This is a genomic window from Ancylobacter sp. VNQ12 (assembly GCF_049445835.1).
Lineage (GTDB): Bacteria > Pseudomonadota > Alphaproteobacteria > Rhizobiales > Xanthobacteraceae > Ancylobacter.
Window position 1 is genome coordinate 47,461 of the sequence record NZ_JBMSDU010000010.1, and the last position, 12,867, is coordinate 60,327.

A 12,867-nucleotide genomic window follows, 5' to 3' on the forward strand; every position below is an offset into this window, starting at 1 on the left:
CGACATACAACAATATTTGGCGCGGTGCGCTTCGATCAGGCTGCGGGCCACGAAAGCACTGCGCGCCGGGCGATCTCATCGGTCGCTTCGGTGATATGCGCTGAGTAGTGCGCCTCGATCATTTCGATCGAAGTGTCGTGGAGTGCCGCAACAAGTCGGACGGGAATGCCGACCGTCAGGCCTCGAACTATCGAGCTGTGCCGCAAAGCGTACATCACCGTTTCCGGCGGCACCTCGGCGGCTGCAACACACGCAGCCCAGTGCTTCTCGATCTCGTACGCCGGCCCCCACGGCCGCCGGTGATCACGCTCCCATTTGAAAGGGCCAATGTTCCGATATGCCCAGCGGGAGAGGAGAGGGGCATCGGCCGGTCTGCCATCGAGGGCTGGCTTCAGCTTCTCGATGACGTCCTGCGACACCGGTACCGCGGCCGGCGGTTTGGCGCGCGGCGACCGACCCTTACGCGAACCCGGCACGAGAATTCGACCTTGGGCCGCCTGAACATCGCCCACGCGGATTGCGGTGATCTGAGAGTACCGTGCGCCGGTGGCGGCCGCGACCAGAACCAAGCGCCCGAAATCGCCGCTGTCGTCCACGCTGAAGGCCGCGCCGATGATGTTCTGTATCTGGGCGGGGGCTAGGATCTGCTTGCGGGCCGTAGCGGCGGCCAGCGGCAATGCGCGGGTTCCGATTTTCACTTCGGCCAGGATATGCGCCGGAAGCTCACGGCGATGGCGCTCTGCGGCGGCGTTCAGCGCTGCACGGAGATCACTCATCAGGCGGTTCACCGTCGAAGGCGCGAGAGTGCTCCGGTCGCCTTTGGTCTCCTTCTCCATACCTCTCATCGGCAATCGGTCTCGCCATGCCTCTATCGTTGAAGCTCGAAGCTTGGCGAGCGATGTACCGGCAAACTCCCGGTCGCTGAGAACGTGAAGCGCTAGGCGGCCCTCCGCGTTTTTCCCTGTCGTTTCTGACTTGCGCTTCCGAGCCTGCGAATAAGCCTCGACGGCAGAACGAACGGTCGGCCCCGTCGCCGATGCTGGCGACTCCGCCCGCGCCTGTATCGCGGCGTGCTGCCGGCTAGCCCATTCAAGCGCAGCCGCCACGGCAACGCGATACGTAACGCAGTTGGATGGTGCCCCGTCGTCATCGGCAATGCCGATGCGTTGCTCGTATCGCTTGCCTGACACGGCAATCTTGGCGATCCAACTCCCTGGTCCCGTTGTGGCTTTGCGGTATCCAAGACTGACCCCACCGCGGCCGCCGCTCACACCCTGCCAGTATGGGTTCTTCCGTGTAGCCAGCCGGGCTCTCTTCGGGGCGGTATCAATTTCGCTCTGCGGTGCGCGTCCCACAAATTGTCCCACATAGATGTTCGTGCCAAGCACGATGACTATAAGGGAGAAGTGTGTAAAATCAATTCGTTGTGGTCGTCATGGACGTCATGAGGTGAAGAATGAATTGCCCTCCGAAGGCAAAGGTCGCACGTTCGAATCGTGCCGGGTGCGCCACTTCGGTACAAAACTGCGAACGCCGTTCGCCGCCGCTCCTACGCTTGATGCGGCAGCAAGCGTGCGCAGAAGGTTCGCTTTGTTTCCCATCAGCCGAATCTCCGACCTGCCTCATCCCTCTCTTCCCGGCAAGCGGGAGCTTGACGAAGGGGATCGCTGAGGCGAACGGCAAGATCTGAGATAATTGCGGGGTGCGCGCGCGGCGCGCCGGCCACGAAGGAGACTGGCTCCACCGGCTTCGGATCAGGCCCGAAATTGCAGGCATTTGTACCTGGGACGCCGCCGGAAACCTGGAAGCTCCAGACCGCTTCGGACACCAGACGCGAGACAACATCCGCAGTCGCGGACATCATCATGAGCTCCGTGTCAGATATTGCACAAGACCGCGGCGGCCGTGCCAGGCAAGGCGGTCTGCGTGCTCAGCACCGCCTCGATATCCGCGCGGCGCGGCAGGTCGGCGCCACGGCGGGTAATGGTCACCGCTGCCGCTGCTGTCGCATAGGCAAGGAGGTCGCCGATCGCCTCGGCATCCAGCGCGGCGATGACGGCCTCGTCGAGCCGGTCGGTGGCTGCAAGGCGGGCAAGCAATGCGGCATGGAACGTGTCGCCGGCCCCCACCGTGTCGCGCACGCTCACCTCGCGGCCGGGCACGTTCACGGTGCCGGCGGTGCTGAAGGCAACCGCCCCGGCGGCACCGCGGGTGATCACCACCAGCCGGGCGCCGAGACCCAGCCAATAGGTGGCGGCATCGGCAAGCGAGGTGTCTTCGCCCAGGGCGATGCGCACATCCTCGTCGCTCGCCTTAACGATGGTGGCGCAGCGGTAGAAGCGCTCGGCGGCGGCACCCCAGCGCTTCATGTCGCGCACCACGGTCGGGCGCACATTGGGGTCGACGCTGATCACCCGGCGACCCTTCTCGCGCGCCGCCAGCAGTGCATAGGCCGAGCCCACCGGCTCCACCACCATGGTGTAGGAGCCGAAGGCGAGCGCGCGCACCTCGTCCGGCAGCCGCGGCGGCAGATGCTCCGGCGCCAGTGAGCGGTCGGCCGCCGCCTCGCCGTGAAAGGAATAGCTCGGCTGCCCGTCCGGAGCGGTGGCGATGGCCGAGAGGGTGGACAGCCGGTCGGTACGCACGATGAAACGCGTATCGACCCCTTCGCGGTCGAGAATGTCGGCGAGCAGCATGCCGAAGCGGTCGCGCGAGATGCCGCCGAGAAAGGCGGCGCGCGCGCCCTGCCGCGCAAGGCCGATGGCGACGTTGAAGGGCGAGCCGCCGGCAACCGCGCGGGCCGGCATCTCGGTGCCCTCCGGCGGGCCGGCGAACAGGTCGATGAGCGCCTCTCCGCAGACCAGTATCATGCCGCGGCTCCCTCCGGTCGGATCACGCCCTTGCGCAGGATGATGTTGCCGTAGAGCCGTCGCTCGCCCGAGGCGACGATGGCGTAAGCGGCGCGGATGCGCTCGTAGAACGGCTCGCCGGAGATCGGCACGAGCCGGAATCCGGGCTCGCGACGATCAATGATCCGCGTGAATTCGACGAATACCTCCTCCAGCCGCCCACAGTCGCCATGGGCGCACGGGCGAAAGGCGGCGTGCTCGACCGCCGCGTCGAGCGGCATCAGCGAAAGCACCGCGTCCAGGATCGCCGGGGCGGAATGCCCGTCCATGCGGACAAGGCGCCGGGCATGCGCGTCGGCCGGGTAGTTGGCGTCGACGATCGCGATTTCATCGCCATGCCCCATGGCCCGCAGTGCCCTGAGCAGGTCGGGACCGACAAGCGGATCGATGCCCTTGAGCATGGCTTATTCCTTGAAAAGGACGTCGAAATCGCGCGCGAAGGTGGCCAGCAGCGGCAGCGCGGCGCCGCCGATGGCGCGGGCGTCGCGCCCGACCGAGCCCTCCACCACCACGGCGTCGGTAAGGCCCTGCCGGTCTATGGTGGCGAGCCGCTGGCGTGTCCGCTCGACCAGGCGGGTCCGCATAGCGGTGGGAAAGGCGCCGTCGATGACGATCGCCTCGAAATCGATCACCGAGAGCATGGCGGCAATGGCCTGTGCCAAGCCATCGGCCGCCTCGTCGATCCAGTCTTCCAGCGGTTCGGCGAATTTCGACCAGTCGTCCGGGGACAGCCAGATGTCGGTGCCGGGAAGGCCGCGGGCGATCAGCCGTCGCTCCAGCCGGTAAATGGATGCGGTGCGGATGAGCTGTTGCAGGCTGGCCGTGCCGTCCGCCTCGCGCCGCAGGATCGGCATCGAGCCCAGCGCGCCGGCATTGCCCGAGCGGCCAGGGAACAGGCTGCCATTCAGCACGATGCCGCCGCCGATGAAGGTGCCGATATAGAGATAGGCAAAATCGTGGAACGCTGCCCCGCGGCCGAAGGTCAGCTCGGCGGCGCAGGCGGAAGTGGCGTCGTTGCACATGCGCACCGGCCAGTCCGGAAACAGCTGCCCCAGTTCCCGTGTGACGTCGAAGGTCCGCCAGCCGGCAAGCGCGCCGGGCGGCGTTTCGAGGTCGGCTTCCCAGTTCCACAGCTCGAAGGGCATGGCGACGCCGATGCCGGTGACGCGGGCGCGCTGCTCCTCGGTGAGCACAGCGGTCAGGCGGGGGATCTCCCGTTCCGCGAAATCCATCAGCGCCTGCGGCAGCGGATAGGCATAGGTGAGGCGGGCGCGGGCGCGGATGCCGGCGGTGAAGTCCATCAGCACGAGATCGGAGGAGCGCCGGCCGATCATCAGCCCGACACCGAAGGCGCCGTCCGGGTTCAGCGAGAACGGCACCGAGGGCTGGCCGATACGACCGCGCTGGCGTTCGCCGGCCGTCAGCAGGCCATCCGCATGCAGCCGGTTCATGATCACGGTGGTGGTCTGGGTGGAGAGGCCGGTCAGGCGGGCGATATCGACCTTGCCGAGTGCCCGGTGCCGGCGGATCAACGAGAGGATGACACGCTCATTGTAGAGCCGCACGCCGGTCGGGTTGGTGCCGCGGCCGGCAGGGGAAAGCGGCACGGACTCGTCCGGGATCGGAAAGGACGCCGTCTCGTCCATGCTCCCTGTGCTCCTCGTCGTCTTGTTCTCGCGCCACCGCTTCATCGGGCAGCTCTATCGTCGAAAGGATGAGGCAGGCAAGTTGGCCCTGTCAATTATTAAATCTTCGTGATTTATTTATTGACAGGAGTTCGACCCTGCGGCTTCATGAAAGCGTCAAAGAGCACGTCGCGGGGCAAACCTGCGCGATTTCACATCGTCCCAAGGGAGGGAAGAATGCGCCGCTCGTTCCGGCATCACCTCGTTTTCTCGGCGGTTTCCGCCGTCGCGCTCGCCAGTGTCTCGCTTGCGGGCGTCGGGCTCGCCGCTGCTGCCGACAAGCCGATCGTCGGCATCATCACCAAGACCAACACCAACCCCTTCTTCGTGAAGATGAAGGAGGGCGCACAGGCCAAGGCCGACGAACTCGGCATGGAACTGCGCTCCTTCGCCGGCAAGGTCGATGGCGACAACGATTCGCAGGTCGCGGCGGTGGAGAACCTCATCGCCGCCGGCGCCAAGGGCATTCTCATCACCCCGAGCGACTCGCGGGCCATCGTCCCGGCTATCGACAAGGCCCGCGCGGCCGGCATTCTGGTGATCGCGCTCGACACGCCGCTCGATCCCGCCAGCGCGGCAGACGCCACCTTCGCCACCGACAATTTCCTCGCTGGCCAGATGATCGGGCAGTGGGCCGCCAAGACGCTGGGCGAGAAGGCCGGCACGGCGAAGATCGCGCTGCTCGACCTCAACGTGAACGAGATCTCCGTCGACGTCGCCCGCGACCAGGGCTTCCTCAAGGGCTTCGGGGTCGACCTTGGCAACCCCGCCGACATTGGCGACGAGAAGGACCCACGCATCGTCGGCCACGACACCACCCTTGGCAACGAGGAGGGCGGCCGCAAGGCGATGGAGAACCTGCTCCAGAAGGATCCCGACGTTTCGGTGGTCTACACGATCAACGAACCGGCGGCGGCCGGCGCCTACGAGGCGCTGAAGTCGGTCGGCCGCGACAAGGACGTGCTGATCGTCTCGGTCGATGGCGGCTGCCCGGGCGTGCGCAACGTCGCCGACGGCGTCATCGGCGCCACCTCCATGCAGTTCCCGCTGCTGATGGCATCCAAGGGCATCGAGGCGGTGAAGGCCTATGCCGACACCGGCGCCAAGCCGCAGGCCACCCCTGGCCTCGACTTCCTGAACACCGGCGTCGAGCTCGTCACCGACAAGCCGGTGACCGGCATCAAGTCGATCCCGTCCTCGGAAGCGCTGAAGAAGTGCTGGGGCTGATCGCACTCCGCGCCATCCCCCGGGCGGCGCGGATGGTCTGACATTGTGCCACCCCAGCGGCACGGATCGTCCAATTGAATCAACCGAGAGGCTCCCGCTGGGTGCCTCTCCCGGCCCTGTGCGTCGCCAGCGCGAAGCCGGTCTGCGGGAGGGTATGGCGATGACCGATCTGAGCAGCCCCGGAGCGAACCCTTCGGGTCACCCGGCGATGCAGGCTTTCGAGCAGGTGCTCGAAAAGCGCGACAGCCGTGTTGCCGAGTTCGACTTTGCGCCCAAATCGCCGATTCAGCGCGTGCAGCATTTCCTGCACGCCAACCCGACCGCGGTGCCGGCCATCGTGCTGGCGCTCGGCATCATCGGCTTCAGCCTGATCGTGGGCGCCCGCTTCCTGTCGTCCTTCAACCTGTCGCTGATCATCCAGCAGGTGACGATCATCGGCATCATCGGCATCGCCCAGACGCTGATCGTCATCACCGCCGGCATCGATCTGTCGGTCGGCGCCATCATGGTCCTGTGCTCGGTGGTGATGGGCAAGCTGGCGGTGACGCTCGGATTGCCGGCGCCGCTGGCCTTCATGGCGGGCATCATGGTCGGCGGCGGCTGCGGCGCGATCAACGGCGTGCTGGTGACGCGGCTGAGGCTGCCACCCTTCATCGTCACGCTCGGCACCTGGTCGATCTTCTTCGCGCTGAACCTCTGGTACTCGGGCTCCGAGACCATCCGCTCGCAGGACGTTGCCAAGGCGGCGCCGTTCCTCCAGTTGCTCGGCACGCCGGTCGACGTGCTGGGCGCGCGCTTTACCTACGGCTCCTTCTTCCTGCTGGGGCTGATTGCGCTGGTTTGGTACGTGCTGAACCGCACCGCCTTCGGCCGGCATCTCTATGCGGTGGGCGACGATCCGGCGGCAGCCGAGCTCTCCGGCATCCGTACCCGCAAGGTGCTGTTCACCGTCTATGTCGCCGCGGGCGTCATCTGCGCGCTCGGCGCCTGGGCGCTGATCGGCCGCATCGGCTCCATCAGCCCGCAGGCCGGTCAGACCGCCAATCTCGACAGCATCACTGCGGTGGTGATCGGCGGCGCCAGCCTGTTCGGCGGACGCGGCTCGATCATCGGTACGCTGATCGGCGCGCTCATCGTCGGTGTGTTCCGCAACGGCCTCGCGCTCGCTGGCGTCGACGTGCTGTGGCAGGAATTCACCGTCGGCATCCTCATCATCGTCGCGGTCGCCCTCGACCAGTGGATCCGCAGGGTGTCAGCATGATCACGAACACGGTTCTCGCAGAGCTGAAAGCCATGTCCAAGCCCGCTGCCCCCAACACCCCCGTCCTCTCCGCCCGTGGTCTGGTGAAGCGTTACGGCCGGGTCACTGCCATGGACCGCGCCGATTTCGACCTCTATCCCGGCGAGATCCTGGCGGTGATCGGCGACAACGGCGCCGGCAAGTCCTCGCTCATCAAGGCGCTCTCCGGCGCCCTGATGCCAGATGACGGCGAGATCCGGCTCGACGGCGAGGTGGCGAAGTTCGCCTCGCCGATGGACGCCCAGCGGGCTGGCATCGAGACGGTGCATCAGTCGCTCGCGCTTTCGCCCAGCCTGTCCATCGCCGACAACATGTTCCTCGGCCGCGAGATCCGCCGGCCCGGCATCCTTGGCTCGGTGTTCCGCATGCTCGACCGGCCGGCCATGCAGAAGATCGCCCGCGACAAGCTCAGCGAGCTCGGCCTTATGACGGTGCAGAGCATCAACCAGCCGGTGGAGACGCTTTCGGGTGGCCAGCGGCAGGGCGTGGCGGTGGCGCGCGCCGCCGCCTTCGGCTCACGCGTCGTCATCATGGACGAGCCGACGGCCGCGCTCGGCGTGAAGGAATCGCGCCGGGTGCTGGAGCTGATCCTCGAGGTGCGCTCGCGCGGCCTGCCGATCGTGCTGATCAGCCACAACATGCCGCATGTGTTCGAGATCGCCGATCGCATCCACATTCACCGTCTCGGCCGCCGGCTCTGCGTCATCAACCCGAAGGACTACACTATGTCCGACGCGGTGGCCTTCATGACCGGCGCCAAGGCCCCGGCGGAGGAATTGGCAGCTTAGGGGAGGACGAACACGGCGCGCTTTCCCGCCGATCGGAAACAGCTCCCGGGCAGGGAACCTCCTCGTCCCCCGGGACCGTGGCTCGTCTCCCGCCAGACCCGCATGGTGCCGCCGACCCGCTTGTGCCGAAGCGGGCCGGCGGTTTTTCGGCTTTCCGCGTCCGATCAGAACGCATGGCTCCGGCGCGGATTTCGCGCTTCTGCCATGCTGCATCGCACAGTATGTTTCTCCATGTTTGCTGCTATGCAGCATGAGCCATCGGGAGAACCTATCGTGCAGATCGCTCAGATCGGCATTGTCCTGCGGACAGCCTTCGCTCGGTACCGCGTCTACAAGCGGATCGTGGCCGAGCTCGCGGCTTATACCGACCGTCAGCTGGCCGATTTCAATCTCAGCCGGTGCGACATCCCGGCCTTCGCCCGGCAGGCGGCCGCCGAAGCGGTCGAAGCCGCTCCCGCGCTGGCGCGGCAGCCGCATTTGCACTTCGTCCACGCCGGCTGACACTGTTCTGCGCGTGTAGAGGCGCTGCCGCCGCGCAGCAATATTGAAGTGGCGCGGGAGACAGCTGGCTTTCCGCTGGCACCGGCTGTGATTGGTCGCGGGCCGGCTGGACGAGACACCATCCTCTGGCCCGCGATCCCGTCCTTGGGCGCGTCGGCCGTTGGGTCGGGAGCGTCGCCACCCGCCCATTCCAACCCGTCACAGCTTGAGGTCGAGCAGGACCTGGCGCATGACGGCCCCCGACAGCACGGGGCCGCGAGCTTCCTGATCGGGTGCCTGCCGAGCGATGACACTGTCGGCCCTCTGGCGCCCGTCTGCCTCGTGGCTCTCCGCTTCCTCAGGGGCACGGATGTGGCCTTCATCCTGATGCTGCGGTTGAAGGCTGTGTCGGGTCTCATGCCGCTCGTGTTTCAGGCCACGCTGCCGATGGATTCCGTGCTCGTGCTGGATCACAGCTGAGACGACGTCGCCGGCTCGGCGACCGGCGTGCCCTGATCCTCGTCGCGCCATTCGCGCAGCAGCATGTCCAGAAAGCGCTGAGCCGCAGGGGAGAGACGGCCGCTTCGGCGCTGAACCACGCCGATCGGGCGGGAAACCTCGGGCTCGATCAAGGGGCGGGTCATGATGAACGGGTGGTTGGACTGTGGTGTGGCGAGGCGCGGCAGCACGGAAACACCAAGGCCGGCCTCGACGAGGCCGAGCGAGGTCGAGAGATGGGTGACCTCGTAGAACCATTGCAGCCGAAGATTTGAACGGGCGAGGGCGGCGTCGAGCAATGTCCGGTTGCCGCTGGTGCGCCCCACCGTGATCAGCCGGTGCGGCTCCAGTTCCGACCAGCGCAGCGGTCCCTCCACCGCCAGCGGATGGTCGCGCCGGCAGGCGAGCACGAAGGGGTCGTCCATAAGTGGCGTGAACTGGAGCTGCGGATCGGAGGACGCCATGAGGCTGATGCCGAACTCGACCTCGCCGCGCGCCACGCTCTGCAGGCCGTCATTGGCGCTGAGGTCGAGGATGCGGAAGCGGATCTGCGGGTAGATCTCGTTGAAGCGCTTGATGACGCCTGGCAGGAAATAGAACGCCGCCGTCGGCAGGCAGGCGATGGTGACGACCGCATTCTGCCGCTGGCCAAGCTCGCGCACCGAGAAGAGGGAACTCTCGAATTCCTCGAGCATCCGCTTCACCAGCGGAATCAGTTCGCGCCCCAGCGCGGTGGGCGCGACGCGCCGCGTCGTGCGCTCCAGAAGCGCGGCACCCACTGCCTGCTCCAGTTTCTGGATGCGCCGGGTCAGGGCCGGCTGCGAGAGATTCAGTGCCTCCGCTGCCTTGTGGAAGCCCTCAAGCTCTACCACCGCGAGGAAGGCGCGCAGATCGAGTATGTCGCAATTGATATTCAAATCACATCAATCCTGACGATCTTTGCATTTAATGCGCGCCAAGCCTGCCGGTACAAGCATGAATGGCGAGTATTCATGCGAGGATCGTATCAGATGCACAAGGGTTCGGACATGCGCATCCCTGCGGTCATGATGCGCGGCGGCACCTCCCGCGGCCCGTTCATTCTGGAAAGCGATCTGCCCGCCGACCCCAAATTGCGCGAGTCCGTGCTGCTCGCCATCATGGGGTCGCCCGACGCGCTGCAGGTCAACGGCATCGGCGGGGGCAACCCGCTGACCAGCAAGGTGGCGATCATTTCCCCCTCGCAGCGGCCGGGCGTGGATGTGGAATATCTCTTCGCACAGGTCGCGGTGGATCGGCCCATCGTCGACATGGCGCCGAACTGCGGCAACATGCTCTCCGCCGTTGGCCCCTTCGCCATCGAGAGTGGGCTGCTTGCCGCCGGCGCGGGCCAGACCACGGTGCGGATATTCAATCGCAACACCAGCAAGACCATCGAAGCCGTCGTGCAGACGCCGGATGGCAGCGTGACGTATGGCGGCGACACCGAGATCGATGGCGTTCCGGGCAGGGCGGCGCCGGTCAAGCTCACCTTCCTCGATGCCAACGGATCGAAGACCGGCAGCCTCTTCCCCACCGGTCAGGCCACCGAAACGATCGAAGATGTGCCGGTGACGCTGATCGACTATGCCATGCCGATGATGCTCATCCAGGCAGCGGCCCTCGGTCTCAACGGCACCGAGACGCCCGAGGAACTCGACGCCAATCGCCCGCTGTTCCGTCAGCTGGAGCGGATGCGGCGCGAGGCCGGCCGGCGCATGGGGCTGGGGGATGTCTCCAATGCGGTCGTGCCAAAGATCGGGCTGATGGCGCCGCCGGCACGCCCTGAGGGAACCATCACCTCGCGCTACCTCGTGCCCCACCGCACCCATCGGGCGCATGCGGTCACCGGAGCGCTCTGCGTCGCCGTCGCCGCCGCGACCCCCGGCACCGTCGCCCACGCGGTGGCGCGCCTGCCGGCCGTCGGAGCGCCGCTCATCGTTGAGCATCCCAGCGGCAAGATCGACGTCGATCTCGATCTGGACGCGGCCGGCGCGGTTCGCCGCGCGAGCCTGATCCGCACCGCCCGCCGCATCTTTGAGGGGACGGTGATCGTGCCTCTGCAGGAGGCGGCGGACGCCGCCGCCCCGCAGGCGCGCATCGCCTGAACGCCTAGTTATCAAAATACCAACGACACAAGAATCGGAGGAAAGCCATGTTGAACCGTCGCCATCTCTCGCTGCTGCTCGCAGCCGGCTGTCTCGCCGCCGCCATCCCCGCCGCCCAGGCGCAGGACGCCTTTCCGGTGCGTCCGGTGAAGCTGGTCGTGCCCTATGCCGCAGGCGGCGGCACCGACGCCATCGCCCGCCTTGTCGCCAATGGCGTGGGCGAGAAGCTCGGCCAGGCCATGGTGGTGGAGAATAACGGCACCGCCGGCGGCAATGTCGCTTCCCAGCGCGTGGCGGGGGCCGACCCGGACGGCTACACGGTTCTGATGGCCAATCAGGGCCCGATGGTCGTCAATCCGCATCTGTTCAAGAACCTGAAGCTCGATCCGCTTACCGCCTTTGATCCGGTGACGCTGATCGCGCGCACGCCGCTCGTCGTGGTCGTCTCCAAGAACTCGAAGTTCAAGAGCTTCGAGGAGATCATCGCGTTCGGCAAAGCCAATCCCGGCGCGCTGACCTACGGTTCGGCCGGCAACGGCTCGGCCAGCCATCTGGCAACCGCCCTGCTGCTCTCCCAGGCTGGCATCAGCGCGGTGCATGTGCCCTACAAGGGCGCGGGGCCGGCACTCAACGACATGCTGGGTGGACGCGGCGACTTCATGGTGACGACGCTTCCCTCGGTGCTCGGCCTGGTCGACAGCGGCGAGATGATTCCGCTCGCCGTCACCACCAAGGAGCGGGTCGCCAAGCTGCCCAACGTGCCGGCCGTCGCCGAGCGCGGCTACCCCGACTATGAGTCGGCCGCCTGGTATGGTTTCGCGGTGCCCAAGGGGACGCCGCAGCCGGTGATCGACAAGCTGCGCAGCGCCACGCTCGACGCGCTTGCCACGCCCGTCATCAAGGAGCGCCTGAACGCCGAGGGCACCACCATCATCGGCGACACGCCGCAGGAATTTGCCGCGATGATGAAGTCCGAGAGCGCCCGCTGGTCGACGTTCCTCGGGCAGGCCGGCATTTCCATCGATTGATCGGTGCGAGCCCCGGCGGTGACCGGGGCTTGGCCACGCCGCGCGGCGGACTGATGTCGCCGCGCGCCCGACGAACCCGGCACCGCACGACGCAAAGACCGGGACGCCGCAATGTAGCCTGCGCCAAGGGCAGAAGCCCGGCGAACGCCCAGGGAGAGGAACATGACCGAGGTGGTGCGCGGGGGCTTAGGCTCGCGCAAGGAAGCGGGAACCGTCTCCCGCAAGGAGCTGGGCGCGGCGGCGATTCTCATTGCGCTCGCCGTGCTGGGCTTTGCGCTCTCCTCCGAGCTGCCGCGCGGCACGCTGCGCTCGGTCGGCGCCGGCATGCTGCCGCAGGCGCTTTCCATCCTGCTCGGCCTCTGCGCCATCCCCATTCTCGTCGGCGCGCGACGCGGCGTGGGTGGATCGGAAGACCTCACCTTCTCGCTGCGCGGGCCGATCCTGGTGCTGTCGGCCACCGCGCTTTTCGCGCTGACGATCAAGAGTTCGCATTTCGAGGGCTGGAGCACGCCCGAGCTGGGCCTCGTCGTGGCCGGGCCGCTAGCCATCATCGTCGGCGGCCATGCGTCGCCGGAGGTGCAGCTGCGGCCGCTGGTGACGCTGGCTCTCTTCCTCACTCCGTTCAGCCTCATACTGTTCGGCGACCTGCTCAATCTGCCGATCCCGATCATGCCGCGCTACGTGCAGGAAGTGCTGCTGGCCGGCTGGAGCTATCGCGGCGCGCTGCGGCTCGCCGCCGCTCTCATGGCCGGCGCCGGCCTGCTGGTGCTGTTCGCCGGGCGCCGCGCGGCCGCAAAAGCGCCCAGCGCGACGATAGGAGGCTGAG

At 66.8% G+C, this 12,867-nt stretch carries 13 protein-coding genes; 8 read left to right on the top strand and 5 right to left on the bottom strand.

The window, feature by feature from the left end; all coding sequences use genetic code 11:
- Positions 1-35: 35 nt before the first annotated feature.
- The 4 genes from ACO2RV_RS14610 to ACO2RV_RS14625 form a co-directional block, all read right to left on the bottom strand.
- On the bottom strand, positions 36-836 hold the full coding sequence (locus tag ACO2RV_RS14610; RefSeq protein ID WP_423294188.1) for a tyrosine-type recombinase/integrase: 801 nt from the start codon (positions 834-836) through the stop codon (positions 36-38).
- Between the two features lie 1,041 nt (positions 837-1,877).
- Positions 1,878-2,870 carry a carbohydrate kinase family protein gene (locus ACO2RV_RS14615; protein ID WP_423294190.1) on the bottom strand — a complete coding sequence of 331 codons (993 nt, stop codon included), beginning with the start codon at positions 2,868-2,870 and terminating at the stop codon, positions 1,878-1,880.
- Positions 2,867-3,310: an RbsD/FucU family protein gene (locus tag ACO2RV_RS14620; protein ID WP_423294192.1), complete on the bottom strand. Its 444-nt coding sequence runs from the start codon at positions 3,308-3,310 to the stop codon at positions 2,867-2,869. Before ACO2RV_RS14620 ends, ACO2RV_RS14615 begins: the two co-directional genes overlap by 4 nt.
- Positions 3,311-3,313: 3 nt before the next feature.
- Positions 3,314-4,555, bottom strand: a complete 1,242-nt coding sequence (locus ACO2RV_RS14625) for an ROK family transcriptional regulator (RefSeq protein WP_423294194.1) — start codon at positions 4,553-4,555, stop codon at positions 3,314-3,316.
- A gap of 216 nt (positions 4,556-4,771) precedes the next feature.
- Here ACO2RV_RS14625 and ACO2RV_RS14630 point away from each other — a divergent pair, with 216 nt between their 5' ends.
- The 5 genes from ACO2RV_RS14630 to ACO2RV_RS14650 all read left to right on the top strand — a co-directional run bounded on the left by ACO2RV_RS14630 (position 4,772) and on the right by ACO2RV_RS14650 (position 8,869).
- Positions 4,772-5,821: a sugar ABC transporter substrate-binding protein gene (locus ACO2RV_RS14630; protein WP_423294196.1), complete on the top strand. Its 1,050-nt coding sequence runs from the start codon at positions 4,772-4,774 to the stop codon at positions 5,819-5,821.
- A 160-nt stretch (positions 5,822-5,981) separates the two neighbouring features.
- Positions 5,982-7,082 carry an ABC transporter permease gene (locus tag ACO2RV_RS14635; protein ID WP_423294198.1) on the top strand — a complete coding sequence of 367 codons (1,101 nt, stop codon included), beginning with the start codon at positions 5,982-5,984 and terminating at the stop codon, positions 7,080-7,082.
- A gap of 32 nt (positions 7,083-7,114) precedes the next feature.
- Entirely contained in the window at positions 7,115-7,909 is a 795-nt protein-coding gene (locus ACO2RV_RS14640) for an ATP-binding cassette domain-containing protein (protein ID WP_423294373.1), read from the top strand.
- Between the two features lie 273 nt (positions 7,910-8,182).
- Positions 8,183-8,410 carry a DUF1127 domain-containing protein gene (locus tag ACO2RV_RS14645; protein ID WP_423294200.1) on the top strand — a complete coding sequence of 76 codons (228 nt, stop codon included), beginning with the start codon at positions 8,183-8,185 and terminating at the stop codon, positions 8,408-8,410.
- Between the two features lie 321 nt (positions 8,411-8,731).
- The gene (locus tag ACO2RV_RS14650; protein ID WP_423294202.1) at positions 8,732-8,869 is read left to right on the top strand and encodes a hypothetical protein; all 138 of its coding nucleotides are present in this window, start codon (positions 8,732-8,734) and stop codon (positions 8,867-8,869) included.
- On the opposite strand, the gene ACO2RV_RS14655 is transcribed toward ACO2RV_RS14650, so the two are convergent.
- Positions 8,860-9,804, bottom strand: a complete 945-nt coding sequence (locus tag ACO2RV_RS14655) for a LysR family transcriptional regulator (RefSeq protein ID WP_423294204.1) — start codon at positions 9,802-9,804, stop codon at positions 8,860-8,862. The genes ACO2RV_RS14650 and ACO2RV_RS14655 overlap by 10 nt on opposite strands.
- Positions 9,805-9,897: 93 nt before the next feature.
- On the opposite strand from ACO2RV_RS14655, the gene ACO2RV_RS14660 reads away from it, so the two are divergent.
- From ACO2RV_RS14660 to ACO2RV_RS14670, 3 genes are all read left to right on the top strand, one after another.
- Positions 9,898-11,013, top strand: coding sequence for a 4-oxalomesaconate tautomerase (locus tag ACO2RV_RS14660; RefSeq protein ID WP_423294206.1), 1,116 nt, complete (start codon positions 9,898-9,900; stop codon positions 11,011-11,013).
- Between the two features lie 47 nt (positions 11,014-11,060).
- On the top strand, positions 11,061-12,041 hold the full coding sequence (locus ACO2RV_RS14665) for a Bug family tripartite tricarboxylate transporter substrate binding protein (RefSeq protein ID WP_423294208.1): 981 nt from the start codon (positions 11,061-11,063) through the stop codon (positions 12,039-12,041).
- Between the two features lie 162 nt (positions 12,042-12,203).
- Positions 12,204-12,866 carry a tripartite tricarboxylate transporter TctB family protein gene (locus tag ACO2RV_RS14670; protein ID WP_423294210.1) on the top strand — a complete coding sequence of 221 codons (663 nt, stop codon included), beginning with the start codon at positions 12,204-12,206 and terminating at the stop codon, positions 12,864-12,866.
- The last annotated feature ends 1 nt before the right edge of the window (position 12,867 follow it).

Coding starts and splice junctions, on each gene's coding strand:
- ACO2RV_RS14610 (WP_423294188.1), bottom strand. CDS start 836: ATGGAGAAGGAGACCAAAGGCGACCGGAGCACTCTCGCGCCTTCGACG.
- ACO2RV_RS14615 (WP_423294190.1), bottom strand. CDS start 2,870: ATGATACTGGTCTGCGGAGAGGCGCTCATCGACCTGTTCGCCGGCCCG.
- ACO2RV_RS14620 (WP_423294192.1), bottom strand. CDS start 3,310: ATGCTCAAGGGCATCGATCCGCTTGTCGGTCCCGACCTGCTCAGGGCA.
- ACO2RV_RS14625 (WP_423294194.1), bottom strand. CDS start 4,555: ATGGACGAGACGGCGTCCTTTCCGATCCCGGACGAGTCCGTGCCGCTT.
- ACO2RV_RS14630 (WP_423294196.1), top strand. CDS start 4,772: ATGCGCCGCTCGTTCCGGCATCACCTCGTTTTCTCGGCGGTTTCCGCC.
- ACO2RV_RS14635 (WP_423294198.1), top strand. CDS start 5,982: ATGACCGATCTGAGCAGCCCCGGAGCGAACCCTTCGGGTCACCCGGCG.
- ACO2RV_RS14640 (WP_423294373.1), top strand. CDS start 7,115: ATGTCCAAGCCCGCTGCCCCCAACACCCCCGTCCTCTCCGCCCGTGGT.
- ACO2RV_RS14660 (WP_423294206.1), top strand. CDS start 9,898: ATGCACAAGGGTTCGGACATGCGCATCCCTGCGGTCATGATGCGCGGC.
- ACO2RV_RS14665 (WP_423294208.1), top strand. CDS start 11,061: ATGTTGAACCGTCGCCATCTCTCGCTGCTGCTCGCAGCCGGCTGTCTC.
- ACO2RV_RS14670 (WP_423294210.1), top strand. CDS start 12,204: ATGACCGAGGTGGTGCGCGGGGGCTTAGGCTCGCGCAAGGAAGCGGGA.